Consider the following 26,936-nt stretch of genomic DNA (forward strand, 5'->3'; position numbering starts at 1 on the left):
ACCACCATCGCCCGTCATCAGCGTTGGCGATTGGCGCACAAACGTCGGGGTCTTCGACCGCCGACCTACCAAACAGCTGCCCCCGTAGGTCGGCACTCGCAGAGTCCGACATCTGCACGACCCACCACCATCGCCCGTCATGCGAATTTGGCCCTGGCGCACAAACGTCGGGGTCTTCGACCGCCGCCCCACCAAACAGCTGACCCCGTAGGTCGGTACTCGCAGAGTCCGACACTTGCCCGTTCCACCACCATCGCCCGTCATCAGCGTTGGCGCTTGGCGCACAAACGTCGGAGTCTTCGACCGCCGCCCCACCAAACAGCTGCCCCGTAGGTCGGCACTCGCAGAGTCCGACATCTGCCCGTTCCACCACCATCGCCCGTCATCTGCGTTGGCGCTTGGCGCACAAACGTCGGAGTCTTCGACCGCCGCCCCACCAAACAGCTGCCCCGTAGGTCGGTACTCGCAGATTCCGACACTTGCCCGATCCACCACCATCGCCCGTCATCTGCGTTGGCCCTGGCGCACAAACGTCGGAGTCTTCGACCACCGACCTACCAAACAGCTGACCCCGTAGGTCGGCACTCGCAGAGTCCGACATCTGCCCGTTCCACCACCATCGCCCGTCATGCGAATTTGGCCCTGGCGCACAAACGTCGGGGTCTTCGACCGCCGACCTACCAAACAGCTGCCCCCGTAGGTCGGCACTCGCAGAGTCCGACATCTGCACGACCCACCACCATCGCCCGTCATGCGAATTTGGCCATGGCACGCAAACGTCGGGGTCTTCGACCACCGACCTACCAAACAGCTGACCCCGTAGGTCGGCACTCGCAGAGTCCGACATCTGCCCGATCCACCACCATCGCCCGTCATCAGCGTTGGCGCTTGGCGCACAAACGTCGGAGTCTTCGACCGCCGACCTACAAAGCAGCTGACCCCGTAGGTCGGTACTCGCAGAGTCCGACACTTGCCCGTTCCACCACCATCGCCCGTCATCAGCGTTGGCGCTTGGCACACAAACGTCGGGGTCTTCGACCACCGACCTACAGGCAGGCAGGCTCTGCCGCACCCGCATAATCACCGGACATGGACAAGCTCAAAGCCTTTGACACTTTTGTTTCAGTTGCCACCAAAGGCAGCCTGACCGCCGCCGCCCGGGGTGAAGGGGTGGCCCCGGCCATCATCGGGCGCAGGCTCGATGCACTCGAAGAGCACTTGGGCGTCAAGTTGCTGGTGCGCACCACGCGGCGCATCACCCTCACGCACGAGGGCAGCGCCTTTTTGGAAGACTGCCAGCGGCTGCTGTCGGACGTGGCCAACGCCGAGGCCAGCGTGTCGGCGGGGGGCGTCAAGGCCAGCGGCCATTTGCGCATCACCGCCCCGGCCGGGTTTGGACGCCGCCATGTGGCCCCGCTGGTGCCACGCTTTCGCCAGCAACATCCGGACGTGACAATTTCGCTCAACCTGAGCGATCGGGTGGTGGACCTGGCTGCCGAAGGTTTTGACTGCGCTGTGCGCGTGGGCGATTTACCCGATTCCTCGCTGGTCAGCGTGCGCATGGCCGACAACCGGCGCTTGTGCGTGGCCACCCCCGGCTATCTGGCCCAGCGCGGCACGCCCCAGCAACCGGCCGATCTGCTGCACCACGACTGCCTGACATTGTCGAGTGACGCCTCGCAAACCCGGGGCTGGGCCTTTCAAGTGCCCAGTGAACAGGGCCACGAGGTGATCCACCTGCGCCCGGGCGGGCCACTGGACTGCTCGGATGGTCAGGTGCTGCACGACTGGTGCCTGGCGGGCTATGGCATTGCCTGGCGCAGCACCTGGGAGGTGGAGTCCGAAATCCAGGCCGGACGGCTGGTAGCCGTGCTGGAGCAGTTTGCCGCCCCGCCCAATGGCATTTATGTGGTCTTTCCGCAGCGCAAACACCTGCCCCTGCGGGTGCGGCTGTGGATCGACTTTCTCAAGCACCACTATGGTTTGCCCAGCTTTTGGCCGAGTTCGACGGCCACCTCAGCGGCCACCTCAGCTTCAACTTCGCCACCTTTAGAATCAGCCCCCTGATGAGCGTCCAACTTGTGATCTGCGCCGACGATTTCGGCATGAACCCGGCGGTGTCGCAAGGCATCGCGCAACTGGCCGCGCAAGCGCGACTGAGCGCCACCAGCGCCATGACGCTGGCCCCCGGTTGGCCCACCGATGTCGCTTTGCTGCGCCCCCTGCGCCAGCAACTGGATGTGGGCCTGCACCTGGACTGGACGAGCCCCTTTGCCATGGCCGCAGGCCACGGCAAACCGCTCTCACGCCTGATGCTGCAAACCCAGCTGCGGCAACTGGACCGCCAGCAAGCCCGCGCCGTGATTGAACGCCAGCTGGACCTGTTTGAGGCGCATTGGCAAGCCCCACCCGACCATGTGGACGGGCACCAGCATGTGCAGCAATTTCCGGTCATCCGCGAGGCGCTGGTGGAGGTGCTGACCCGGCGCTACCCCACAGGGCCTCGGCCCTGGATCAGGATTTCGCGGCCACTGACGCCGCGCAGCGATATCAAGGCCTGGGTGATCGGCGCCATGGGTGCGCAAGCCTTGCAGCGCCTGGCACGCCAAGCCGGTTTGCCGCATTCGCAGTGGCTGAGCGGCATTTACAGCTTTGATGGCGATGCCAGTGCCTATGGCCTGCGCCTGGCGGATTGGCTGCAAGACGCCGCCGCCCACCCGGGCGTGGTGATGATGTGCCACCCGGGGCTGAGCAGTGATGACACCGACGACCCGATTGCCCACGCCCGCACGCAAGAGCTGCAAGAACTTGAAAGCCCACTCTTGCCCACGCTGATGCAGCGCCACGGCCTGCAACTGGCACGCGGCCAGCAAGCCTGGCCCCCCGCCACCGCATGAGCGACACCCGAAAATCCTGGCTCAGCCTTCTGGGCCTGTGGCTGATTTTGCTGGGCCTGGCCGCGCTGCGGCCACTGGCCTTGCCCGACGAAGGACGCTACGGCGACGTGGGCCGCTGGATGCTGGTCTCGGGCGACTGGCTGGCCCCTCGGCTGGACGGCATCCCGTTTTTTCACAAACCGCCCTTGCTGCATTGGCTGCAGGCCATCACCTTGTGGGCCGCAGGCGTGCACGCCTGGAGTGCCCGTCTGGTGCCCGCCCTGCACGCCGGGCTCATGCTGCTGGGCTTGTACTGGGGCGCGCGCCACATCGTCGGTGAACGCACGGCGCGACGCAGCGTGTGGATGCTCGGCTCCAGCCTCGCTTTTTTGGTGGGCGGTCAGTACATCAACCACGACATGCTGGTGGGTGCCTGGATCAGCATCGCCATCTGGTGCCTGGCCGCCGCCATGCAACACCCGGGCAAACGCCCTCACCGGGGCTGGGCCCTGGCGGGCTTTGCGGCCTGCGCCCTGGGCGTGCTGAGCAAGGGCCTGATTGGCCTGGCCCTGCCTGGTTTGGTGATGGTGGTCTGGGTCACACTCACGCGCCAATGGCCGCGTGCGCTGCGCATGCCCTGGCTGAGCGGTGCGCTGGTGTTCTCCCTCATCGCGCTGCCGTGGTTTGTGCTGGGCCAGCAAAAATTCCCGGGCCTGTTCGATTACCTGATCATCGGCCAGCACTTTGGCCGCTACACCGGCAGCACCTTCAACAACCAATGGCCCCTGTGGTTCTACCCGGTGATCTTGCTGGCCCTGCTCTTTCCCTGGGCCTTTTTGGTGGTCTGGCAAGGTGCAACCGGCCTGCTGCGCCACAAGCTGGCGGTGCTGAAACCGGCATCGGCCTGGACCGCCTTGCTGTGGGTCTGGCTGATCGCCATCACGCTGTTTTTCAGCCTGCCCAAGTCCAAGCTGGTGGGTTACATCCTGCCGGTCATGCCCCCGCTCAGCCTGCTGGCCGCGCTGGCCTGGGAACAATACTTCGCCCCCCAAACCCATGCCGCCAAGGTGTTTGGCCTGCTGTGCGCCGTCAACCTGGCGCTGGGGGCGGCGTTCACCCACTTCGCAGGACAGTACAGCTTGCGCCACAGCAGCCGCGATGTGGCGCACGAGCTGGCCTGCCGCATGGACACCCGCGACCGCGTGACCGTGGCGGGCGGCTACCCCTACGACCTGCCGTTTGAAGCCAACCTGAAAACCCCGGTGGTGGTGGTCGACGACTGGGCCGCCGCCCGGCAAAACGCCGGTGACAACTGGCAGCGTGAACTGTTTGAAGGCGCAGACTTTGATGCCCAAGCCGCCCAAGTGCTGCAAGGCCCAGAAGCCCTGATGCAGCCAGCCACCGATGCGCGCTGGCTCGTCACCCCCAACGATGCCAGCCAACTGGGCGATCTGAGCCGCTGGCAAAAGGTTTACCAAGGCCGCGCCTGGAGCCTCTGGCAACAAAGCGCCAACCCTTCAGTGGCGCAAAGCACAAAACCGGGTGAAGACAAAGGTCTGTCCTGCCTCGATCACCATGGGCAAAAACAGCGCCAGCAGTGAGGTTCAGTTCAGCAGGCCCGCGCTTGCTATTCGACGCTACCCGATCAAGCCTGCGCTGGCGACCAAGGTGCCTATGCCGCAGCTGACCTCCCTCCCCAAGTGGTCGATACCGGATTGACGGAAGCTGTTTCTGGATTGCCGCATCGCAAGCTCCTCGCAATGACAGTCAGTGCGGCATTGCGCCCCGCCCCGTCATGGCGCTTACCCGCCCCGTCATGGCTCTTTCCCGCCCCGTCATGGCTCTTTCCCGCCCCGTCATTGCGAGCGAAGCGTGGCAATCCAGTTGCTGTGGTCCTTTTGGCGTGTTGGCCTGCCTCAAGCGCCTTTGCTGGATCGCCGCGTCGCAGGCTCCTCGCGATGACGGCATGCTGGGCACTGCGTCCCTTCACGTCATGGCACAACCCCTTCACATCATGGCTCTTACCTGCCCCGTCATTGCGAGCGAAGCGTGGCAATCCAGTCGCTGTGGTCCTTTTGGCGTGTTGGCCTGCCTCAAGCGCCTTTGCTGGATCGCCGCGTCGCAGGCTCCTCGCGATGACGGCATGCTGGGCACTGCGCCCCTTCACGTCATGGCACAACCCCTTCACATCATGGCTCTTACCTGCCCCGTCATTGCGAGCGAAGCGTGGCAATCCAGTTGCTGTGGTCCTTTTGGCGTGTTGGCCTGCCTCAAGCGCCTTTGCTGGATCGCCGCGTCGCAGGCTCCTCGCGATGACGGCATGCTGGGCACTGCGCCCCTTCACGTCATGGCACTTCCCCTTCACGTCATGGCTCTTACCTGCCCCGTCATTGCGAGCGAAGCGTGACAATCCAGTTACTGTGGTCAATTTGCCCCCAATCGTTTTGCAGCAGCATTTGATAAAAACTAAACACGCCTCTAACGTCGGAACCTACTGAAGACAACGGTCTGCCCTGCCGCCTAGTTGTTGGCTCTTTTCTTTGTATTGGCTGCTGTCTTGCAGGCTTTGGATGTTGAAGTTGCCGCCACTACCGAAGGGGTTGGTTCCTACCTTGGCCTTGACTTGCTCGCCCTTGACCACTGCGCCTTTGAGGTGGTGTCACCGCCTGATTCAATGTTGACGCTGTTGCCCGCCACCTGGCTGTTCGCGAACGTGGTGCTGTTGCCCGCGCCTTGGCCTGTGGCTTGGCTGGCACTGGCCGTAAACCCATGCCGCCGCCGCCATTGCCCAACTGCATGGCTACGCCCACGCTGCCGCTCTTGCTTTGGTTGCTGCTGCTTTCTTGCGTGGTGTTTTGCGCGGCCAGCAAGTTCACTTGGTCGTCGGCTTTGAGGGTGACGGTTTTAGCGGCTTGGACCTTGCTGCCTTGCACCGTGATGTCGCTGTCTTTGCCCGTGTCATTGGGCGCACCTGCGGTGCGGGTGGCTTGGATGCTGACGTTGCCGCCTGCATTGACCTTGCTGCCCTTGGCGCTGTCGGCGCTGCTTTGTTGTTTGGACTGGCTGCTGGATGCGCCCAGGCTCAGGCTGATGCCGATGCCGCCTGCTTTGTCTGCAGCGTTGCCTTCGACCATCTTGCCGTCTGCGTTTTTCACCATGCCATTGGCATCGCCTTGACCCGCTTGAACAGCATCCGCGCCTTGCTTGAGGTTGAACCCCGCATTGGCCGCTGCCAGGGCTTGCATGCGGCCGCTGCTGGTGTTGCCTGCCGCTTGCAGTTGGTTGTTGGCCGTTTGCAGGGCACTGATCACCGGGCTGGTGATGGCCACCGTCAGGCCGCTTTGCTTGAACTTTTGTTCGGTGCTTTGGCTGCCGGTTTCTCTGGCTTCTTGGATGTCCACTGTCTTCGCAGTGATGTCGATGTTGCCGCTACCGGAGGGGCTGTTCAGTCCGGGCGCGAGCACATCACTGCCTGTTTGCGTGTAGGTCTGGCCTGCGGTGATGGTCACGTTACCGCCCGTGCTGCCCACGGTGCTGCCTGCTGCCGTGGTGCTTTGGCCTTGGCTGTCCACGCTTTGCATTTGCTTGCCGATGGTCACGCTCAGGCCGCCTCCGCTCAAGAGACCGGACTTGGTGGTTTGGCTGAAACTGCTTTGGTTTTGCGTGTTTTGCGCTGCTTCAATTTTGACGTTACCGCCCGCCTTGAGAATCACGTCCTGGTCGGCCAGCACGTTGGAGCCTTTGACGTTGAGGTCTTTGCCTGCGGTGATGTTGACGCTTTGGCCTTCAAAGCTGCTGCCCACAGCGGTGGTGCTTTGGCTGGCCGTGCGGCTGGTGGTGGTGCTGCTGGTGAACCAACCGCTGCTGTTGCTTCGCGTCGATTGTGCGGTGCTCAGGCTTTGTTCACCTGCGCTGATGTTCACGTTGCGCCCTGCGTCCACCAACAAGCCTACTTGAGCTTGTACGTTGGCCGCCCGGGCGTTGACGTCTTGCCCCGCCTGAATGCTCAGCTCGCCCACGGCGCTGATTTGCGTGCCCACTTCCTGGCTTTGGCTGGTGCGCAGGTAGCGGTTGGCGTCGTAGGTGGTGTCTTGGCTGTGCGATTGGGTCACGGTCTTGAGGTTCACGTCTCGCCCGGCGTTCAGGCTCAGGCTGCCCGCGCTGGCTACGGCCGCCGCTGTAAGTGTCACGTCGCGCCCTGCGCTCAGGCTCAGTTGCCCGGCTTGCCCGCTGCCATCGCCCGTGAGCATGACTTGGCCGATGCCTTGCAGTTGGGTACGGCTTTCTGCGCGGCTGGCACCTGCGCTCACGCCGGCCTGGGTTTGCGTGTCGGTGGTGCTGGCCACGCTCAGGTCGCGGCCCGCGCTCAGGCTCAGGCTGCTTTGGGCCCGGATCAGGCCGCCGATGTTTTGCAGGTCTTGCGTGGCAGCCATGTCCACGCTTTGTGCGCTGACGCTGCCGCTGTTGCGGATGTCTTGTCCGCTCACGCTCAGGCGGGTGCGGGCGCTCAGGGTGCCGCTGTTGTTGAGGGCGCTGCCTGCGGCCAGATCGACTTGCCCCCCCGACATGAGGGCGCCGTTGCCGCTGACATCACCTTCTCGCAACCGCCCTTCCAGGCACTGCGCGCAGCGCATAGTTTTGAATCTTGCGCATTCATCATGCATTCATCAAATCATCGGACACGGTTCCAGTATCAAAAAACTGTTTGAATGCCTGCCGGACAATGACGGGATCCCGACAAATGCAATTGCTGCGCCAAACATCCCCAAGGATCGTTATCTCTTCCGATCTTGACTCTCCGTTTTGATACGTACGCACAAGCCAATCGTCTTCGGTTTCATATCCGAAGGTAAGTAAATATTTACCGTCTTCAAATCTAACTTGCAACGACTTTTCAAAGCCATTTTCTTCATCTCCATCAAGCGTAACGGTTCCCCCCCCCGATTCAAGAACCATCAATTTCTTGTTGACATCAGACCAATTGGGTTTTCGTATGTTCCCACCCACGCCACAATTGCTCCACGACAGCATAGTAAATTTCATTTTTTTACAGCTTTCCCAACTTAGTCATACCAGGTTTCCAAAAGTACGTAATACCAGCCATTTGATCCACAATTGTCAATGACTTTAATCCAGCAGCTTCGGCTGCTGCTGGGATATCCCCTCTACAGTAAGTACAGACGGGCTCACCTTTAACCGTAAGCGTCATATCAGCACCTTTTGCAACTCCTGCGTTGGATGCTTGCTGAATGACACCAATTTCCGCATGAGCAGTAGCCATATTGCCGTTGACATTCCCAAGACCTTGCGCATCTCTAGCAGCAACTCTATCGGCTGGCACCAACGTGATCTCTGAGGCATTGGCCGCAGCAACTGGCCTCGCACCTTGATTTGTGTCGATGTATACCTGTCCGTTGACTTTGCCTTCTGCAACGACCTTAATGTTATTCATATTGGCACCGCTAGCAACCAAAGATTCGTTTGAAAGTTGTTCCGCAAGCTTCGGTCCCGTAGCCGAATTCGCAGTCCCTCCCGAGGTTACTGGGGGTGTAATTTCCCCTACAACTTTGCCTCCCCCACTTGCCTCCGCACCTGGCAAGGTGGGCTTCGTTGCAATCGGATTTCCGTTGACATCCGTGAGCGTCGTTTTGCCATAAATTGTACCGTTGCTACCGTATGGGCTCGTGGCCGTGGCATCGGTTGCTGTCGGCGACTTCGCCGCCACGTTCTCACTTACCCCATTCAATTCAACCTTGGTTTTATTTACAGAGGTTGCCTGCTCCGCTGAAACCACCGCGTTATCAATCACCGTGTTCACAGTGTTAACAACTTTGACACCCGCTTTCACACCTGCCGCCTGCAATGGGTCCAGCGCCATACCAATCGTTTCTCTTTGCGCCCCCGTCAGGTCTTTGGTGAAGTAGTTACCACCATTGGTTTGCAGTCGTGCTGTTTCGATCTGATTATTTGCGCTTGCAATCTGTGCATCTGCTTCTTTGATCCTTGCGCTAATCGCGTCTTTCGTTGCGCTGTCATTGCTCAGGTTTCTCTCAGACAAGAGCGCAATCTTGTAATCCTGCAAATCTTGGATATCTTGCTGAACCTTGGTTTGAGCTTGAGTGCATGAAGCAGATGACCCACCTTGGCATGCATTGATCAACTTATCGTTGTTGGCCAGGCTGGTTTTGATATCCAGCGACTTGGTTCGATTCGCCTTGCTGAGGTCAACTGTTGTCAAATAGTTATTCGCCGTCGCATTGAACGCCGTAGCACCTCCAGTCACGCTGCCGCCGCTGGCCGCTGCACCTACCGCCGTTCCGGCTGCCAGCACCAGGGCTTGCTTGACTTCTGCGGGAAGGTTAGTTTCTTTAAGGGCTTGGCCCACTTGGTCAATCACCGCCTGGCTGGTGCCTGCGCCCACTGCGCCTTGCACGCCACCCGTTAAACCTCCCACAACGGCATGCATGGCAATTCGGCTTGAGCCGCCTTCTTTCCATGCGTCCATCCCCGCCTTGTCGCCTGAGGCAAGGGCTTTGTCGTATTGCGTCTTGGCATAGTCCCCCACCGCCTTGCTCGCCTGCTTGCCAAACTCACTGGTGATCGCCACTTGTGCATTGACTTCGTCTTTGACCTGATCTTTGTTGAAGATCGGCGCAATGCTGGTGCCCTTGTCTCCGGTTCTGGCTGCCGTGTTACCCGCCACGCCACTGATGCCTGCCGTGGTCGTGCTTTGGGCTGAGCCCTTGTCACTGCCCACACCCACACCGCTCATGCCCGCACTGGCGCTCTTGCCGGGCAGGGTGCCTGCGCCTATGCCCACGCTCACGCTGTTGGCGCTGTAGTTGGCACTGTTTTGCAGGTCGGTGGTGGTGGTGCCTTGCTTGGCTTCGTAGCTGTTTTTGTTGTTGTCGATGGCCGCTTGGGTGCTGGTGATTTGCCCGCCCGTGAGGGTGGTCTTGCCTTGCACGTTGACTTGGAAGCCGCCTTCGCCTGCGCGGATGGCGCTTTGTTCACCCACGCTCAGGTAGTCGCTGTTGATGCTGCTCTTGGCCAGGTTCACGCTGCCGCTGACACCCGCGCCCACCATGACCGAGCCGCCTGCGCTCTTGCTGCTTTCTTTGTATTGGCTCTTGTCTTGCAGGCTTTGGATTGTCAGGTTGCCGCCCACCTTGGCCGTGACTTGATCGCCCTTGACCACTGCGCCTTTGAGGTTGGTGTCGCCGCCTGATTCAATGTTGACGGTATTGCCCGCCACTTGGCTGTTGGTGTACGTGGTGCTGTTGCCCGCACCTTGGCCCGTGGCTTTGCTGGCACTGGCCGTGAAGCCCATGCCGCCACCGCCATTGCCCAACTGCATGGCTAAGCCAATGCTGCCGCTCTTGCTTTGGTTGCTGTTGCTTTCTTGCGTGGTGTTTTGTGCGGCCAGCAAGTTCACTTGGTCGTCGGCTTTGAGGGTGACGGTTTTACCGGCTTGGACCTTGCTGCCTTGCACGGTGATGTCGCTGTCTTGGCCCGTGTCATTGGGCGCACCTGCGGTGCGGGTGGCTTGGATGCTGACGTTGCCGCCTGCATTGACCTTGCTGCCCTTGGCGCTGTCGGCGCTGCTTTGTTGTTGGGACTGGCTGCTGGATGCGCCCAGGCTCAGGCTGATGCCGATGCCGCCTGCTTTGTCTGCAGCGTTGGCTTCGACCATCTTGCCGTCTGCGTTTTTCACCATGCCATTGGCATCGCCTTGACCCGCTTGAACAGCATCCGCGCCTTGCTTGAGGTTGAACCCCGCATTGGCTGCCGCCAGGGCTTGCATGCGGCCGCTGCTGGTGTTGCCTGCCGCTTGCAGCTGGTTGTTGGCCGTTTGCAGGGCGCTGATCACCGGGCTGGTGATGGCCAGCGTCAGGCCGCTTTGCTTGAACTTTTGTTCGGTGCTTTGGCTGCCGGTTTCGCGCGCTTCTTTGATGTCCACTGTCTTCGCAGTGATGTCGATGTTGCCGCTACCGGAGGGGCTGTTCAGTCCGGGCGCGAGCACATCACTGCCTGTTGTGTGTAGGTCTTGCCAGCATTGATGCTCACATTGCCGCCGGTGGAGCCAACGGTGGTAGTGCAACAGCCGCCCCTTCAACGTCTGAACGCCCAAAACCGGCTAAAGACAAAGGTCTGTCCTGCCGCGATCACCATGGCCAGAAACAGCGCCAGCAGTGAAGGCCAGTTCAGCAGTCGGTAAAACAGCACAAAGGCGGCTTCATTGCAGGCAAAGCCCGCCAGGGCCGTGAGCGCAAAGCGGCGAAAGCTTTGCCCCAAGGTGGTGGCGCTGCCTGCAAAGCTGAGCCAGCGGTGGCCCACAAAGCTCAGGCCAAAAGCCACCACAAAGCCGGCCACATTGGCCAGCTCGGGCCACCAGTGGTCGCGCAAGAGCGAAAACACGCCCATGTGGGTCAGGGCGGCGCTGGCACCCACCAGCCCAAACCAAACGCCCGAGTGCAGCCCGACTCGCCTCACGCCACGTCCTGTCCAGGGGTGGCCTGCAAGCCAGCGCCTGTGCGGTCCTTGAGTAAATAGTTGGGGCGGCGCTTGACCTCGTCATAAATGCGTCCCACGTATTCGGCCATGAGGCCCAGCGAAAACAGCTGGATGCCGCTGAAAAACATGACGCTGACCACAATCGTGGCGTAGCCCGGCACCAGAATGCCCCACAAAAAGTATTCAGCCACCACCCAGGCGCCATAGCCCATGGCCGTGAAGGCCAAAATCAAGCCCACCATGGTCAGCAAGCGCAAGGGCACCGTGGAAAACGCCAGCATGCCCGTGAGCGCCAGCGAAAACGCCCCGCGCAAGCCAAAGCTGCTTTGCCCGGCTTGACGCGGCAGGGGCTCGTAATCGACCGCCACACTGGGAAAGCCCACCCAGGCATAAAGCCCCTTCATGAAGCGGTTACGCTCGGGCAGGGCATTGAGCGCCTGCACCACGCGCTGGTCCATGAGCCGGAAATCGCCTGCATTGGCCGGAATTTCCACACGGTTGCCCCAGTTGATCAGGCGGTAAAACCAGCCGGTCAGCCAGCCATGCAAAGCCGATTGGTCCTCGCGGGTACGGCGCACGGCATAGACCACATCCAGGCCTTCGCGCCACTTTTGCAACATCAGGGGCACCAGTTCCACCGGGTGCTGGCCGTCGGCGTCCATCAGCACCACCACGTCGCCACGGGCCGCTTCCAGCCCGGCGGTCAGGGCCGCTTCCTTGCCAAAATTGCGCGACAAGTCGAGCAACACCACCTCGGGCCATTGGGCACACAGGTCTCGGGCCACCTGTGCCGTGTTGTCACGGCTGCCGTCGTTGATGAGGATGATTTCGACCCGCGCCGCCAAGGTCTTGAGCACTTGCAGCACAGCAGGCACCACCTGAGGCAAGTTGCGGGCCTCGTTGTAGGCGGGCATGACGCACGACAGCGTCAGCGAATCTTGGGTGCGGGCCAGACGGGACATGCCACATTTCTCCAGAATTGACAAAAGCACTTGAGGTGCCCGTTTCCACACCGGAAACAAACCCCCATTGAACGCCGCAAAGCATAACCCCAGAACGCCGCCGCAAATGCCGGGGCCTTCGACCGCCGTCAAATACCGCCCGCAGGACGGCACTCGCAGAGTCCGACATGTGCCCGCATCACCCCCGCCGTCCGCACAAGCACCCTCGCGGCAATCAAACAATCGTCGGGGTCTTCGACCGCCGACCTACAAATACCGCCCGCAGGTCGGCACTCGCAGAGTCCGACATTCTGGTTTGCACCGTTACCCCACGCACAGGCGACATCGGTGGGCGCACAAACGTCGGGGTCTTCGACCGCCGACCTACAAATACCGCCCGTAGGTCGGCACTCGAAGAGTCCGACATTCTGGTGTACACCGTTACCCCACGCACAGGCGACATCGGTGGGCACGCAGGCGTCGGGGTCTTCGACCGCCGACCTACAAATACCGCCCCGTAGGTCGGCACTCGAAGAGTCCGACATTCTGGTGTACACCGTTACCCCACGCACAGGCGACATCGGTGGGCACGCAGGCGTCGGGGTCTTCGACCGCCGACCTACAAATACCGCCCGTAGGTCGGCACTCGCAGAGTCCCACATTACCGGCTGCCGCCGCACGCCCCGTAAAATGGCCGCCTATGCTTTCTGCCAAACAACATCTGCTCGCCGCCCTGTCGGCTGAACTTGAAAAACTCCAGCCCGGTGCCGGTTCGCGTGCCGCCTTTGAATCCCCCAAAGTGGCCGCCCACGGCGACCTGGCTTGCACTGCCGCCATGCAGCTGGCCAAGGCCCTCAAACAAAACCCCCGGCAACTGGGCGAAACGCTGCGTGCCGCCTTGCTGACCACCCCCGCCTTTGAGCGTTGGGTGGAAGCCATCGAGCTGGCGGGCCCGGGCTTCATCAATATCCGCCTCAAAGACACCGCCAAACAAGCCGTGGTGCACGAGGTGTTGCAAGCGGCTGACTGCTTTGGCCAGCAGCCCGCGCAAGCGGGCAAGGTGCTGGTCGAATTCGTCTCGGCCAACCCCACAGGCCCGCTGCATGTGGGCCACGGCCGCCAGGCCGCTCTGGGTGACGCGATTTGCAACCTGCTGACCACACAAGGCCAGCAGGTCTACCGCGAGTTTTATTACAACGATGCGGGCGTGCAGATTGGCACGCTGGCCAAGAGCACGCACATGCGCTCCCTTGGCCTTAAACCTGGTGACGCCAGTTGGCCGACAGACCCCGACAACCCCGAAAGCAAAGCCTTCTACAACGGCGACTACATCCAGGACATCGCCAACGACTTTTTGGCCAAAAAGACGGTCAAGTCTGACGACCGCGAGTTCACCGCCAGTGGCGATGTGAACGACCTGGACGGCATGCGCCAGTTCGCCGTGGCCTACCTGCGCCACGAGCAAGACCTGGACCTCAAAGCCTTCGACGTGAAGTTCGACAACTACTACCTGGAGTCGAGCCTTTACACCAGCGGCAAGGTCGACGCGGCCGTACAAAAGCTCAAGGACGCGGGCAAGACCTACGAACAAGACGGTGCGCTGTGGCTCAAATCCACCGATTACGGCGACGACAAAGACCGCGTCATGCGCAAGGGCGACGGCACCTACACCTACTTTGTGCCCGATGTGGCCTATCACATCACCAAGTGGGAACGTGGCTTTACCCGCGTTGTCAACATCCAAGGCACCGACCACCACGGCACGATTGCCCGAGTGCGTGCAGGCCTGCAAGCGGCCAACGTGGGCATCCCCGAGGGCTACCCTGACTACGTGCTGCACACCATGGTGCGCGTGATGCGCGGCGGCGAAGAGGTCAAGATCTCCAAGCGTGCGGGCAGCTACGTCACCCTGCGCGACCTGATCGAGTGGACCAGCAAGGATGCGGTGCGTTTCTTCTTGCTCTCGCGCAAGCCTGACACCGAATACATCTTTGACATCGACCTGGCGCTGGCGCAAAACAACGACAACCCGGTGTACTACGTTCAGTACGCGCACGCCCGCATCTGCTCAGTGCTCAATGCATGGGGAGGTGACACCGCCAGCTTGACGCACGCCGACCTTTCTGCCCTGCAAAGCCCGCAAGCCCACGCGCTGATGCTGGCCCTGGCCAAGTACCCCGAGATGCTGACGTCGGCAGCCAACGACTTCGCGCCGCACGACGTGACCTTCTATTTGCGCGATCTGGCCTCGCAGTACCACAGCTACTACGACGCCGAGCGCATTTTGGTGGACGACGAAGCGGTTAAAAAAGCGCGTCTGGCGCTGGTGGCGGCCACCGCACAGGTGCTGCGCAATGGTTTAAAGGTTTTGGGCGTGTCTGCGCCCGTCAAGATGTAATTCACTGTAATTCACGATGAACACACACACTCAACGCGGCGGTACTTTTTTGGGCTTCATCATGGGCCTGGTGCTCGGTCTGGGCGTGGCCCTGGCTGTGGCCTTTTATGTGACCAAGGTGCCCACACCGTTTTCCAGCAAAAACCAGCCCCGCACGACCGAACAGGACAACGCGGAAACCCAGAAAAACAAGGACTGGAACCCCAACGGCGTGCTGCAACCCAAGCCCCCCGCTGAAGTACCGGCCACACAGGACACCCGAGCCGAAGACAAGCCCAGTGACAAAACAGCCGATAAAGCTACCGACAAAGCCGCTGACAAGGCGGTAGAAAAGTCGGCCGACAAAGCCCATGACAAGCCCCACAGCGACAGCGCCAAGAGCGACCCCCGACCTGCCGTCACCGCTGATCCGTTGGGCGATCTGGCCAAGTCCAAGTCCGGCATGTCCACACCGGCTCCAGGCAGTGCGCCCGCCAGCGAGCCTTTTGACTACTTCATCCAAGTGGGTGCCTACCGCACCAGCGCCGACGCCGACGCCCAAAAAGCCAAGCTGGCCCTGATGGGGCTGGACGCCAAAGTCTCTGAACGCGATCAGGCAGGACGCACCGTGTACCGGGTGCGCTTGGGCGCCTTTGCCGACAAAAATGCAGCCGAGCGCGTGCGCAAGCAGCTCGACGGCGGTGGCATTGAAAACACCTTGGTGCGCGTTCAGCGCTGATTTCCTTAGAGCCCCTTCATTTTTTTGGAGCCCCCCATGAAACGCCGTCTCTTTTCTTCCGCCCTGTTCGCCGCAGGCACAGTCCTCAGCACCTCTATCGCCTGGGCGCAAGCCGCCTTGTTCAAGTCGGGCAAGGACTATCTGACGCTGGAACGCCCACTGCCTACCGAAGTGGACAAAGGCAAGATAGAGGTGATCGAGTTTTTCTGGTACAGCTGCCCGCACTGCAATATGTTTGAGCCCAGCTTTGCCCAATGGGTCAAAACCGCCCCCAAGGACGTGGTGGTGCGCCGCATCCCGGTGGCTTTCCGGGAAGACTTTGCACCGCAGCAACGCCTGTTTTTCACGCTCGAAGCGATGAACCTGCTCGACAGCCTGCACGCCAAGGTGTTTGTGGCCGTGCATGCCGAAAAGCAAGCCCTGAACACGGACGCCAGCATCCTGGCCTGGGTCGAAAAACAGGGCGTGGACAAAGCCAAATTCAGCGAGATTTACAAATCTTTTGGCGTCGCCAGCAAGCTCAAGCGTGCCGTCCAGCTGCAAAACGATTACAAAATCGAAGGCGTGCCCTCGCTGGGGGTGGCCGGCCGCTTCTACCTGGACGGCACCCTGGCCGGCAGCATGGACCGCGCATTGAAAGTGGCCGAGTCCCTGATCGCGCAAACCCGCCAGGCGCGCTGAGCCCCTGGTCCCACGTCGGGGTCTTCGACCGCCGACCTACGAATATGGCGGGGTGGCCCGTGATGACAACGGGCTTGGCCTGTAGGTCGGCACTCGAAGAGTCCGACGCTTACAGCCTACTGCACACGCCCCATGTCGGGGTCTTCGACCACCGACCCGCGAAGACGACAGGTGACCTGCGATGACGACGAGCTTGCCTTGTAGGTCGGCACTCGAAGAGTCCGACGTTTACAGCCCACTGCTCACGCACCATATCGGGGTCTTCGACCGCCGACCCGCGAAGACGACAGGTGACCTGCGATGACGACGAGCTTGCCTTGTAGGTCGGCACTCGAAGAGTCCGACATTTACAGCCACTGCACACGCACCATGTCGGGGCCTTCGACCGCCGACCTACGAAGATGACAAGGTGGCATGCGATGACGACGGGCTTGCCTTGTAGGTAGGCACTCGAAGAGTCCGACGTTTACAGCCCACTGCTCACGCCCCATGTCGGGGTCTTCGACCACCGACCTACGAAGATGGCGGGGTGGCCCGTGATGACGGCGGGCTTGGCCTGTAGGTCGGCACTCGAAGAGTCCGACATTTACAGCCACTGCACACGCACCATGTCGGGGTCTTCGACCACCGACCTACGAAGACGACGGGGTGGCATGCGATGACGACGGGCTTGCCTTGTAGGTCGGCACTCGAAGAGTCCGACGTTTACAGCCCACTGCTCACGCACCATGTCGGGGTCTTCGACCGCCGGCCTACAAACACCGGTTAATTGTCCTGAGGTGCGAACGCCGCGCCACTGCAGCGCCTGCATCAGAGCCCCTTATGCCCTTAGCTGGCTTTTTTTGGGGACCCCGCCCCTCTGAAGGCTGGAATCCAGACCCTTGCGCCTACAATCAAAAATTGTCATCAGCAAGATTCATGCCCTCAAAGTCCACCCTCCACCCCATGGGCCTCTTGGCCTTGAGCCTCGGCCTGCTGTGTGCGTCCGCCTGGGCCGAAAAGGCCGACCGGGACAAGCCCATGCACATCGAGGCCGACACCATGCGCCACGATGAAACCAAGCAGCTGACCCAGTTCAACGGCGGGGTGGTGGCTGTCAAAGGCACGCTGGTGCTGCGCGCCGCACGCATGGAAGTGCAACAAGACACCCAAGGCAAACAAGTTGCCAAACTCTGGGCTGCGCCCAATGAACGGGTGTTTTTCCGCCAAAAACGCGAAGGCCTGGATGAGTTCACCGAAGGTGAAGCCGAAATGGCCATCTATGACAACCAAGCCGATGTGGTGACCTTGATCCAGCGTGCCGAAGTGCGCCTGTTGCGTGGCACCCAGTTGGCCGACCAGATCCATGGCGAAAAAATTGTCTTCAATAACACCACGGAAGTGATGACCGTGGACGGCCAAAAACAGCTGCGCCCCTCTACAGGTCAAGCTGCAGGGCAAACGCCCGATCGCAACGAACGCGTGCGCGCCGTGCTCACACCGCGTCAAAGTGCCAGCACACCGCAGGCCGCGCCCGCCGCCCCCACGTTGCGCACCAGCCCGAACCTTGGCGAAAGCAAGAAACCATGAGCGACACCGCCCCCGCCAGCCGCTTGGAGGCTCGTCATCTGAAAAAAGCCTATGGCAGCCGCAAAGTGGTCCACGATGTCTCGCTGCAAGTGGACAAGGGTGAAGTGGTCGGCTTGCTGGGCCCCAACGGCGCGGGCAAGACCACCTCGTTTTACATGATCGTGGGCTTGGTGCGCGCTGACGGCGGCCAGATCCTGATCGACGGGCAAGATGTGACGCACATGCCCATCCACAAGCGCGCGCGCATGGGCCTGTCGTATCTGCCGCAAGAAGCCTCGATTTTTCGCAAGCTGTCGGTGGCCGACAACGTACGCGCCATCCTTGAATTGCAAACCGACGCCCAAGGCCACCCCTTGAGCGGCGACGCCGTGGAAAAACGCCTGAGCGAATTGCTGGCCGATTTGCGCGTGGACCATCTGCGCGACTCTGCGGCGGTGGCGCTTTCCGGGGGCGAGCGTCGCCGGGTCGAAATCGCCCGAGCGCTGGCCACAGACCCGCGCTTCATCTTGCTGGACGAGCCGTTTGCAGGCATTGACCCGATTGCCGTGATCGAGATCCAGCGCATCATCGCCTTCCTCAAGCAGCGCGGCATTGGCGTGCTCATCACCGACCACAACGTGCGCGAGACCCTGGGCATTTGCGACCACGCCTACATCATCAGCGAAGGCCGCGTGCTGGCCGAAGGCACGCCCGATGAGATCGTGGCCAACGCCGATGTGCGCCGGGTGTATCTGGGCGAGCACTTCCGCATGTGATGCCCGTCATGCGGCGTCCTGACATGAAAGCCCAGGCATGAAGCCCAGTCTGTCGCTGCGCATGTCCCAGCACCTGGCGCTTACGCCCCAGTTGCAACAATCCATCCGCTTGCTGCAGCTGTCCACGCTGGAGCTGTCGCAAGAAGTCGACCAGATGCTGGACGACAACCCTTTTTTGGAACGCGCCGAAGAAGAAGCGCCTCAAGAGGCCTTTGGGATTGACCAGGCCGATGCGCGGGTCAGCCTGGGTGACCGCGTGAGCGAAAGCGCGAGCACAGCCAGCAGCAGTGATGACACCCCGAACGAAACCCGTGACGAAGCCGTGACCGATGTGGCTGAGAGCTGGGACGGCGACGGCAGCGTGGACATGCGGCCCGACGACAGCGAATGGGGCGGCGATGCGGGCGCACGCCACAACACGGGCGAAGAAACGGCCGACGCCGTCGAGCTGGCCCGCAGCAGCGGCTCGCTGACCGACTTTTTGCACCGCCAGGCCTTGTCCTTGCGCCTGTCCGACATAGACCGGGCGGCGCTGCGCTTTTTGATCGAGTCACTCAACGACGACGGCTATTTGACGGACTCCTTGCCCGAACTGGCCGCCAGCCTGGCAGGCAGCGATGACGACGAACAACTCGACGAATTGGTGCACCGCTTCACCGTGGCGCTGGGCTTGCTGCAATCGCTGGAACCCGTGGGTGTGGGCGCTCGCGACCTGACCGAATGCCTGCGCATTCAGATCAAGGCCCGATTGGCCGATGATCCCGAAGACGAGGCGGCCCAGACAGCCTTGGCCGTTTGCGCGCACCCGCTGGAGTTGCTGGCCAAACGCGACTTCAAGCGGCTGTCTGTCTTGTGCGGCCTGAGCGAATCACGCATCAAAACCGCCATTGCTTTCATGGCCCGGCTCGAACCCAAACCGGGCAGGCCGTTTGCACAGGCCGAGCAAAACATCGTCATCCCCGATGTGCTGGTGGTGAACACACGCAAAAGCGGTGCACCCCAATTTCGCATCCAGCTCAACCCCGATGTGATGCCCAAGCTGCGCGTGCACGACATCTATGCCAACGCCCTGCGCGGCGGCAAGGGCGACAGCCACGCCGGTCTGCAGCAACGCCTGCAAGAAGCGCGCTGGTTCATCAAGAACATCCAGCAGCGCTTTGACACCATCTTGCGCGTGTCCACCGCCATCGTGGAGCGCCAAAAGAACTTTCTCACCCATGGCGCACTGGCCATGCGGCCGCTGGTGCTGCGCGAGATTGCCGACGAGTTGGGCATGCACGAGTCCACCATCAGCCGCGTGACGACTGCCAAATACATGGCCACGCCGCAAGGCACGTTCGAGCTGAAGTATTTCTTTGGTTCGGGCCTGGGCACCGACAGCGGCAGCGCCGCATCGAGCACCGCTGTGCGCGCCCTGATCAAACAGTTTGTGGGCGCCGAAAGCACGGCCAAACCGCTGTCCGACAACCAGATTTCAGAGATGCTCAAAGAGCAAGGCATTGACTGCGCTCGCCGCACCGTGGCCAAGTACCGCGAAGCCTTGCGCATTGCCCCGGCCAATTTGCGCAAAAGCATGAACGGCTGAAATCGTCGGGGTCTTCGACCACCGACCTACGGGTGGGACACCGGCATGCGCAGGTCGGCACTCGAAGAGTCCGACAGGGCTCCATAGGCCTGCTCGCTGGCTGCTGGCGCTGCGGGTGCACACACCAACGTCGGGGTCTTCGACCACCGACTTTCGGGGGGGACACCGGTATGAGTAGGTCGGCACGCGAAGAGTCCGACAGGGCTCCATAGGCCTGCTCGCTGGCTGCTGGCGATGCGGGTGCGCACACCAACGTCGGGGTCTTCGTCCACCGACCTACGAGGGGACACCGGCATGAGCAGGTCGGCACTCGAAGAGTCCGACAGGGCTCCACAGGCCTGCTCGCTGGATGCTGGCGCTGCGGGTGTGCACACCAACGTCGGGGTCTTCGACCACCGACCTACGGGGGGACACCGACAGGGCTACATAGGCCTGCTCGCTGGCTGCTGGCGATGCGGGTGCGCACACCAACGTCGGGGTCTTCGACCACCGACCTACGAGGGGACACCGGTATGAGTAGGTCGGCACTCGAAGAGTCCGACAGGGCTCCACAGGCCTGCTCGCTGGCTGCTGGCGCTGCGGGTGCGCACACCAACATCGGGGTCTTCGACCACCGACCTACGGGGGGACACCGGTATGAGTAGGTCGGCACTCGAAGAGTCCGACAGGGCTCCACAGGCCTGCACGTTGGCTGCGGGCGCTGCGGGTGCGCACACCAACGTCGGGGTCTTCGATCACCGACCTACGGGGGAGACCGGTATGAGCAGGTCGGCACTCGAAGAGTCCGACAGGGCTCCATAGGCCTGCACGCTGGCTGCTGGCGCTGCGGGTGTGCACACCAACGTCGGGGTCTTCGACCACCGTCCTACGGGGGGACACCTGTATGAGTAGGTCGGCACTCGAAGAGTCCGGCAGGGCTCCACAGGCCTGCACGTTGGCTGCGGGCGATGCGGGTGCGCACACCAACGTCGGGGTCTTCGACCACCGACCTACGGGGGACACCTGTATGAGTAGGTCGGCACTCGAAGAGTCCGACAGGGCTCCATAGGCCTGCACGTTGGCTGCTGGCGCTGCGGGTGTGCACACCAACGTCGGGGTCTTCGACCACCGACAACTGATGCGCCAGGGCAGAGGGTCAGTGAAAGTGCCCTTCAAAGCAGTGCCGGACCTCATGACCCAACACTTCATCCGGGGCATTTGGCTCGGTCATGATGGTGCAGACATTGGTTTTGACATTCCACACGGCACACGCTTGGCTCATGCGGGCACCCGTGGACAGATCGCACATCAAACCGCTATTGGCCAGGCGCCTATGCTCGATCTGAGGCGCTGCCATGACCCGGCTCACGGGCGCAACCGGGACAAAACTTTCACGCAACAAGGCCTCGCGGCTGTCCACGGCGCAGCCTATCAGGCCCGCGCAGCAGCACAGCGCCACGCTCTTAGACACGCAAGCCCTTCTGGCAAGCTGTAAACAGCATGCCCAGCACATGGTGTGAGGTTTTGTCTGGCTTGGTGACCAAGGTGCAACGCCGCTCTTGCTGCACCCAGTAGCTGCAAGCATCGGCGACGGTATGCGTGCCGTCTTTACGGGCCTGTGCGCACATGCCGACGGGGTTGTCGGTCAATACCCAATTGAATTGGGGCACCTTGTTTTCAAAGGTACTGGGTAGCGAATCTTGTGCCTGAGCGACTCCCGCAATCCAGCACAAACCCACCACAAAGATCATCACCACGCGCAAAAACAGTCCTGACTGAGGACCTGACGGGCTGGTCAGCGATCGATATGTATGATCAAACATGAATCAACCCCATTTTTTGAGTTCTTTGATACTCAAATATAACCTGCATTTGTGTTATTTTGAACTCTTGATTACCCTAAAAATTGCAAAACAATGAAGCTTTGTCACAAAACTGATGCCAGTAGCGGAGAATCAAGGCTTCCTTTCTTGTTTGGACTGCTTTGAACGCCTTGACACTTTTTCTGCCTTGCGCCGCTGGCGTAGAAGGCTTTTTGGCCGACGAGGTCCACGCCATCACCGGCCTGACGGGCCACGACCTGATGACCGGGCGCGGCGGCGTGATGGCCAAAGCCTCCTGGCGCGAGGCCATGCGCATCAATCTGCACAGCCGCCTCACGCAGCGCGTGTTGGTGCAGCTGTCGGTCACCGATTACCGCAACGAAAACGACCTGTACCGCGCAGCCAGCGAAGTGGCCTGGGAAATCTGGTTCACCCCCAAACAGACCTTCAAGATCGACATCACCGCGCAACACAGCCCGCTGACCAGCCTGAACTTTGCGGCGCTCAAAATCAAGGATGCGGTGGCCGACCGCTTTCGCGCCAAGCGCGGCGAGCGCCCCAACGTGGACACCACCTGGCCCGATGTGCGCATCTACGCGCACCTGACACCCGAAACGGCCACGCTCTACATCGACACCTCGGGCGAGCCGCTGTTCAAGCGCGGCTGGCGCACTGACAAGGGCGACGCGCCTTTGAAGGAAACGCTGGCCGCCGCCATGATCGCGGCCAGTGGCTGGGACGCCACCGTGCCCCTGTACGACCCCTGCTGCGGCAGCGGCACCATCCCGATCGAAGCGGCGCAAATCGCCTGCGGCATCGCGCCCGGTTTGCAGCGCCGCTTTGGCTTTGAGAAATTGCTGCCCTTCCAGAACCACGTCTGGCAAGGCCTGATCGAAGAAGCCCGTGACAACGAGCACGAACCCACCGCGCCGGTTTTTGGCAGCGATGTGGCTTTTCGCATGGTCGACTTTGCCGAGCGCAACGCCGAACGTGCAGGCGTCTCAGGCGTGATCGAGTTCCGGGGAGGCGACGCGCTGCAACGCATGCCCCCCAGCGAGACCCCCGGCGTGATGCTGCTCAACCCGCCTTATGGCGAGCGCATTGCCGCAGCGGGTGTGGCCGGGCGTGGGCGCGACAACTTCCAGCCGGGGGCACTTTCGGATGCTCGTGCCAGCTCCCGCGCCGCCACCCCAAGCCACCACCGCGAAACCGCCCAAACGGACGACGGCGGCGACTTCTTCGCCCAACTGGCCAGCCACTGGAAGAAAAACTACAGCGGCTGGAGCGCCTGGATGCTCACGCCCGACCTGAAGCTGCCCAGCAAAATGCGCCTCAAAGAATCGCGCCGCGTGCCCATGTGGAACGGCCCCATCGAATGCCGCTTGTTCCGCTTTGACATGATCAAGGGCAGCTTGAAGCGCGTGGCTGGCGACGGCACGAGCAGCCCAGCGGGCACGACCGGCACCGACACATCGGGAACGATTGCACCATGAGCCTGGAGGTGGGCGTGGGCTCGGAAGTGGCTGCACAGTTGGGTGCACAGGTGGGACTTGAGAGTGGCTCTGAAGTCGGCACGCCCCAGCGCCATTCTGCGGTCGCAGACGGGATTCAAGCACCAACCCGCCGCGTGCTGGACACCAACATCGTGCTCGACCTGTGGGTGTTTGACGAACCCCAAGCCGAAGCGCTGCGCACCAGTGTGGAGAGCGGCAGCACCGAGTGGCTGGCCACCGCCGCCATGCGCGAAGAGCTGGCCCGCGTGCTGGCCTACCCGCAAATCGCCAAACGCCTCATGCACCGCCAATTACCCGCCAGCGCCGTGCTGGGCCACTTTGACCGCTGGGCCCAACTGCAGCCCGACGCGCCCAAAGCCCCCTACGCCTGCAAAGACGCCGACGACCAAAAATTCATCGACCTGGCCGTCCAGCACACCGCCACCCTGCACAGCAAAGACGCGCAAGTGCTCTGCATGAAAAAACGCCTGGAACGCTGCGGCGTGGCGCTGAACCCCATGACTGCGTAGGTCGGCGGTCGAAGACCCCGACATGGGCCTGCGCCGAAAGCCCTCATGTCGGATTCTGCGAGTACCGACCTACGAGAGGACATGTCTCACGCATTTCAAACTTCAGCGTGCCGACTCCATAAGTTCGGCGCAGCCCCCATGTCGGGGCTGAAGCCACCCACCTACAATCCAAGCCTGCAAAACAGGAACACCCCATGAACACGACCGCTGGCTTGGAAGCCGAAGACTTTGACACCCTGGACAACATCCTGGACGACCTGCGCGAACGCTTTGAAGAGACGCCGCAGTGGGAGTTTTGCGAGGGCTTCATGGCGGCGCTGGTGTGCTGCCGCCGCGCCATTCCCGACAGCGAGTGGCTGCCGATGCTGCTGGGCATTGACCCGGACGAGGCCGAGGGCGGCAGTTTTGCCGACGAGGCCCAGCGCCAGCAGTTCATGGCTTTGTGGCAGCGCCGTTTTGACGAGATCAAGCTGGCACTCGACACCCCCGTGGAGGCCTTGGACGATGACAAGGCCTATGCCCCGGAGGTGATGGACGTGCGCGGCGCGATCGCATCGCTGCCGCCTGAAGAGCACGAAGAGATCGAAGACAGCGAGATCCCGTCTTTTGCGCAGGTGTGGGCCTTGGGCTTCATGTTCGCGGTAGAGAACTGGCCCGATGAATGGGCCACGCCCAAAGACAAAGACGCCGCCAAGTGGCACGACTTGTCGCTCGAAGCCATCGTGGCCTTGACCGAAGACGACGACGATGAGCCCACCTTTTCGGCCCTGGCCGAAGACGGCCCCCCCAGCGTGAGCGAAGAGCGCCTGAACGCCTATGGCGAGGCGCTGTGGGCGGTGTACGACCTGCGCGAAATTTGGCGCAACATCGGCCCGCGTGTGGCGCAAGTCATCAAAGCCGCCACGCCCGGCCGCAACGATGCGTGTTCTTGCGGCAGCGGAAAAAAATACAAAAAATGCTGTGGGGCCTGATCACCCGCAAGGTGGTCTTGACATCCGCCGACTATTGATCAAGCACGCTGAAGTTTGAAATGTGTGAGAAATGTCATCTCGCAGGTCGGCACTCGCAGAGTCCGACATGAGGGGTTTCGGCGCAGGCCCATGTCGGGGTCTTCGACCGCCGACCTACACATCTTGAGCCTTGAAAACTTCACAGGGCCGAATCAATAAGCGGGCGTTTGTGTTCTAAATCCGAGCCCGTTTCAGCGCCCAGTGATGTGCAGCACCACGCCTTGCACGCCGGTCTTCACGCCCGGCAGTTCCACCTGAAAATCACCCTCTTGCTTTTGCGCCGAGCCGGTTTTGGAAATACGGGCCACCAGGCGCACTTGCGCCAGCGAGGACAACACGGGCGGCGCACCCATGCCCATGCTGTCACTCAAGGCAAAACGCACCGGCCATGCTGTGGGCGTTCCGCGCCAGATGGCCACTGGGCGGCGCGAGCCCTCTTCGGCCAGGGCGTAAACGAACAGGGTCGAACCTGCCCCGATTTGGCTTTGCACCTCGGGCGAGACACGGACTTCGCCCTGAATGAGGGGCCGGGTGTCATCCGCCAAAGAGGCGCTACTTGCCTGCACACCCACCGCCTGCGCCATCTCGGCCGCTTGTGACAAGGCCTGCTGCAGGCCTTGCGCCGCCTCACTGTCGGCAGGCACCAAAGCCAGGGCACGTTGCCAATAGCCTTGCGCAGCCGCGTGCCGTTTTTCAGACAAGGCGGCGCTGCCCGCCAACACCAGCGCGTTCAGGTGCTGGGGCTGTGTGCGCAGCACGTCTTGAATCCACTGCCAAGGCTCTCCGGCGTAGACGCCGCCTGCACTCAAAGCTTTCATCTGCGCCCGCTCGATCCACAGATCGGGCTCGGGCGACAAGGCCAGCACACGCGCCAGGGCCTGTTCGGCAGGGGCATGCGCGTTTTGGGCGGCGTGCAGGCGCGCCAGCGTCAACCAAGCCTGGGCATCCTCCGGGCGTTTTTGCGTGGCTTCTTGCCACACGCGGGTTTGCTCGGTCAATTGCTCGGGGGTGGTGGCGCTGATCTTCACCTGCTGGCTCAAGGGCACAGGCCACCAAGTCTGCGGCGCACCCAATTGCACATAACTCAGACCACTGAGCAAGACCAAGGCCCCGACCATCCAAAGCCACCGCGCAGGGACGGCAGCCGCAGGATGCTCATCGGCCCGCGCCGAATCGTCCAACAGATGGCGCAGCAACTCATCTCGAGCTGCCTGATGCTGAAGGGCCGTCAAACGGCCTTCGGCCAAAGCACGGTCCAGATCGGCCAGGTGCTGCTGATGGATGTCGCGGTTGGTACGTGACTGCTCTGCGATGCCCACTGCTTGTCCCTGTGACCTTAAACCACGCAGCAAGACCCCCGCAGCCAGCGCTCCCAAGGCCAGCAGCACCAATAACAAACCCAGCCAAGGCGGCAAAAAGGACATCAGGACTCCAGCAGTTGACGGGCGCGCTCGCGCTCGCGGTCGGTCAAAGGCACGGGCGCGGCAGGTGTGCGGCGCATCAAGCGCAGCGCCAGGGCCAATGCACCCAACAACAACACAAAGGGGCCAAACCACAACAGCCAGGTCACGGGTTTGACCTCGGGCTTGTAGAGCACAAAGTCACCATAGCGGCTGACCAGAAAGCTGCGGATGTCGGCATCGCTTTGGCCCTGCTCGATCAGGCCGCGCAGCTCGCGGCGCAAGTCCACCGCCAGCTCGGCATTCGACGAAGCCAGGGATTCGTTTTGGCACACCAGGCAACGCAGCTCGGCCGCGATGTGGTCCCAGCGCGCCTGCACAGCGGCCGACATGGGCGCATCGCTTTGGAGTGCGGCTGCGGCCTGAACCGCTGGCAATGCAGTGGGTGCCGAGCCCGACACAGCTTGCGCAAGAGGGCTAGCTTGTACGGCTGCTCGGGGACTTTGAACGGCGTTGACCGGTGCGCCGGGCGAGGCTGCCTCCGTCCCCGTGACAAGGGCAGCCATACCGATCGGAACCCAGGCCCACACCAGGGCGCGCAGCGCCATGTGAATGTCAGTCATGCCACCGTCCTTGTTCCTGCAGCAGCCCACCCTGTGGGCGA

General features: G+C 61.8%; 23 protein-coding genes. 13 read left to right on the forward strand and 10 right to left on the reverse strand.

Annotation, left to right across the window (positions count from 1 at the left end; genetic code table 11):
* Window positions 1-1,089 precede the first annotated feature (1,089 nt).
* The 4 genes from H663_RS26780 (at window position 1,090) to H663_RS26795 (ending at window position 5,283) form a co-directional block, all read left to right on the forward strand.
* Window positions 1,090-2,067 carry a LysR family transcriptional regulator gene (locus H663_RS26780; RefSeq protein ID WP_053168771.1) on the forward strand — a complete coding sequence of 326 codons (978 nt, stop codon included), beginning with the start codon at window positions 1,090-1,092 and terminating at the stop codon, window positions 2,065-2,067.
* Window positions 2,067-2,897, forward strand: a complete 831-nt coding sequence (locus tag H663_RS26785) for a ChbG/HpnK family deacetylase (RefSeq protein WP_053168773.1) — start codon at window positions 2,067-2,069, stop codon at window positions 2,895-2,897. The genes H663_RS26780 and H663_RS26785 overlap by 1 nt, the downstream gene beginning before the upstream one ends.
* On the forward strand, window positions 2,894-4,477 hold the full coding sequence (locus H663_RS26790) for an ArnT family glycosyltransferase (RefSeq protein WP_053168775.1): 1,584 nt from the start codon (window positions 2,894-2,896) through the stop codon (window positions 4,475-4,477). Before H663_RS26785 ends, H663_RS26790 begins: the two co-directional genes overlap by 4 nt.
* Before the next feature lie 215 nt (window positions 4,478-4,692).
* On the forward strand, window positions 4,693-5,283 hold the full coding sequence (locus H663_RS26795) for a hypothetical protein (RefSeq protein WP_133239975.1): 591 nt from the start codon (window positions 4,693-4,695) through the stop codon (window positions 5,281-5,283).
* Window positions 5,284-5,367: 84 nt separating this feature from the next.
* On the opposite strand, the gene H663_RS42575 is transcribed toward H663_RS26795, so the two are convergent.
* From H663_RS42575 to H663_RS26825, 6 genes are all read right to left on the reverse strand, one after another.
* Complete coding sequence (locus H663_RS42575) at window positions 5,368-5,517, reverse strand: hemagglutinin repeat-containing protein (protein ID WP_083450992.1); 150 nt, start codon at window positions 5,515-5,517, stop codon at window positions 5,368-5,370.
* Window positions 5,465-7,510, reverse strand: a complete 2,046-nt coding sequence (locus H663_RS26805; RefSeq protein ID WP_053168779.1) for a hemagglutinin repeat-containing protein — start codon at window positions 7,508-7,510, stop codon at window positions 5,465-5,467. Before H663_RS26805 ends, H663_RS42575 begins: the two co-directional genes overlap by 53 nt.
* Before the next feature lie 22 nt (window positions 7,511-7,532).
* Window positions 7,533-7,919: a DUF6911 family protein gene (locus H663_RS26810; protein WP_053168781.1), complete on the reverse strand. Its 387-nt coding sequence runs from the start codon at window positions 7,917-7,919 to the stop codon at window positions 7,533-7,535.
* Window positions 7,920-7,923: 4 nt separating this feature from the next.
* On the reverse strand, window positions 7,924-10,899 hold the full coding sequence (locus H663_RS26815) for a hemagglutinin repeat-containing protein (RefSeq protein ID WP_053168783.1): 2,976 nt from the start codon (window positions 10,897-10,899) through the stop codon (window positions 7,924-7,926).
* 89 nt (window positions 10,900-10,988) lie between these two features.
* Window positions 10,989-11,369 carry a GtrA family protein gene (locus tag H663_RS26820; RefSeq protein WP_240620406.1) on the reverse strand — a complete coding sequence of 127 codons (381 nt, stop codon included), beginning with the start codon at window positions 11,367-11,369 and terminating at the stop codon, window positions 10,989-10,991.
* Window positions 11,366-12,352, reverse strand: coding sequence for a glycosyltransferase family 2 protein (locus H663_RS26825; RefSeq protein ID WP_053168785.1), 987 nt, complete (start codon window positions 12,350-12,352; stop codon window positions 11,366-11,368). Before H663_RS26825 ends, H663_RS26820 begins: the two co-directional genes overlap by 4 nt.
* 679 nt (window positions 12,353-13,031) lie before the next feature.
* Here H663_RS26825 and argS point away from each other — a divergent pair.
* From argS to H663_RS26855, 6 genes are all read left to right on the forward strand, one after another.
* Complete coding sequence (argS, locus tag H663_RS26830) at window positions 13,032-14,729, forward strand: arginine--tRNA ligase (protein WP_053168788.1); 1,698 nt, start codon at window positions 13,032-13,034, stop codon at window positions 14,727-14,729.
* A gap of 16 nt (window positions 14,730-14,745) precedes the next feature.
* Window positions 14,746-15,447, forward strand: coding sequence for an SPOR domain-containing protein (locus H663_RS26835; protein ID WP_053168789.1), 702 nt, complete (start codon window positions 14,746-14,748; stop codon window positions 15,445-15,447).
* A 36-nt stretch (window positions 15,448-15,483) separates the two neighbouring features.
* Window positions 15,484-16,128 (forward strand): thiol:disulfide interchange protein DsbA/DsbL, encoded by a 645-nt coding sequence (locus H663_RS26840; protein ID WP_053168792.1) that lies wholly within the window; start codon window positions 15,484-15,486, stop codon window positions 16,126-16,128.
* A gap of 918 nt (window positions 16,129-17,046) precedes the next feature.
* Window positions 17,047-17,697 (forward strand): lipopolysaccharide transport periplasmic protein LptA, encoded by a 651-nt coding sequence (gene lptA / locus H663_RS26845; RefSeq protein ID WP_053168794.1) that lies wholly within the window; start codon window positions 17,047-17,049, stop codon window positions 17,695-17,697.
* The gene (gene lptB, locus H663_RS26850; RefSeq protein WP_053168796.1) at window positions 17,694-18,452 is read left to right on the forward strand and encodes an LPS export ABC transporter ATP-binding protein; all 759 of its coding nucleotides are present in this window, start codon (window positions 17,694-17,696) and stop codon (window positions 18,450-18,452) included. Before lptA ends, lptB begins: the two co-directional genes overlap by 4 nt.
* A 37-nt stretch (window positions 18,453-18,489) precedes the next feature.
* Window positions 18,490-20,037: an RNA polymerase factor sigma-54 gene (locus H663_RS26855; protein WP_053168798.1), complete on the forward strand. Its 1,548-nt coding sequence runs from the start codon at window positions 18,490-18,492 to the stop codon at window positions 20,035-20,037.
* 1,135 nt (window positions 20,038-21,172) lie between these two features.
* Here the strand turns inward: H663_RS26855 and H663_RS26860 are convergent.
* A complete protein-coding gene (locus tag H663_RS26860) occupies window positions 21,173-21,487 on the reverse strand; it encodes a hypothetical protein (protein ID WP_133239976.1) in 315 nt (104 codons plus the stop codon).
* Window positions 21,480-21,839: a hypothetical protein gene (locus H663_RS26865; protein WP_053168802.1), complete on the reverse strand. Its 360-nt coding sequence runs from the start codon at window positions 21,837-21,839 to the stop codon at window positions 21,480-21,482. The genes H663_RS26860 and H663_RS26865 overlap by 8 nt, the downstream gene beginning before the upstream one ends.
* Before the next feature lie 161 nt (window positions 21,840-22,000).
* Between H663_RS26865 and H663_RS26870 the strand changes: the two genes are divergently transcribed.
* The 3 genes from H663_RS26870 to H663_RS26880 all read left to right on the forward strand — a co-directional run bounded on the left by H663_RS26870 (window position 22,001) and on the right by H663_RS26880 (window position 24,833).
* Window positions 22,001-23,332, forward strand: coding sequence for a THUMP domain-containing class I SAM-dependent RNA methyltransferase (locus H663_RS26870; protein ID WP_053168804.1), 1,332 nt, complete (start codon window positions 22,001-22,003; stop codon window positions 23,330-23,332).
* The gene (locus tag H663_RS26875) at window positions 23,329-23,862 is read left to right on the forward strand and encodes a PIN domain-containing protein (RefSeq protein WP_083450995.1); all 534 of its coding nucleotides are present in this window, start codon (window positions 23,329-23,331) and stop codon (window positions 23,860-23,862) included. The genes H663_RS26870 and H663_RS26875 overlap by 4 nt, the downstream gene beginning before the upstream one ends.
* A 194-nt stretch (window positions 23,863-24,056) precedes the next feature.
* Window positions 24,057-24,833, forward strand: a complete 777-nt coding sequence (locus tag H663_RS26880) for a YecA/YgfB family protein (protein WP_053168806.1) — start codon at window positions 24,057-24,059, stop codon at window positions 24,831-24,833.
* 230 nt (window positions 24,834-25,063) lie between these two features.
* Here H663_RS26880 and ccmI read toward each other — a convergent pair whose 3' ends face one another.
* Both ccmI and H663_RS26890 read right to left on the reverse strand, forming a co-directional pair.
* Window positions 25,064-26,296 (reverse strand): c-type cytochrome biogenesis protein CcmI, encoded by a 1,233-nt coding sequence (gene ccmI, locus H663_RS26885; protein ID WP_053168807.1) that lies wholly within the window; start codon window positions 26,294-26,296, stop codon window positions 25,064-25,066.
* Window positions 26,296-26,895 (reverse strand): cytochrome c-type biogenesis protein, encoded by a 600-nt coding sequence (locus H663_RS26890; protein WP_240620408.1) that lies wholly within the window; start codon window positions 26,893-26,895, stop codon window positions 26,296-26,298. Before H663_RS26890 ends, ccmI begins: the two co-directional genes overlap by 1 nt.
* Between the last annotated feature and the right edge of the window lie 41 nt (window positions 26,896-26,936).

Origin of the sequence: Limnohabitans planktonicus II-D5, assembly GCF_001270065.2 — a bacterium.
Classification (GTDB): Bacteria; Pseudomonadota; Gammaproteobacteria; order Burkholderiales; family Burkholderiaceae_C; genus Limnohabitans_A; species Limnohabitans_A planktonicus.